The following is a 264-nucleotide window of genomic DNA, read 5'->3' on the forward strand; positions in this document are numbered from 1 at the left end:
TTGCGGCGGGAGGTCATTAAACGAACCGATAATGTACAACCGAGTATTGCCAACCGCTGTTGCGATAGGAAGCGTGCCTTGATCTGGATCATTGGTCCCGCTTGCCGCCACGACCGTATTTCCTGTTGGGCCGTAGTTATTGACGAGCTTGTATGGAACGGGCTTCACCTGTCTCAGCTTGTCCTCGCCTGTCAGTAAGTAACGGAGTGAATGATTGTCCATCGGCATAAGCTGCTCACATAGCTGTGTGGGCAGGAACGCAAT

General features: G+C 52.3%; 1 protein-coding gene. It reads right to left on the reverse strand.

Going from position 1 to position 264, the window contains the following annotated elements; all coding sequences use genetic code 11:
- Positions 1–264: hypothetical protein (locus KVT11_RS20100; protein ID WP_217609174.1), on the reverse strand; the 264-nt coding region annotated here is incomplete at both ends.

It is taken from the genome of Bacillus sp. GbtcB10, assembly GCF_019091365.1.
In the GTDB taxonomy this organism is placed as follows: Bacteria; Bacillota; Bacilli; order Bacillales; family Bacillaceae; genus Bacillus; species Bacillus altitudinis.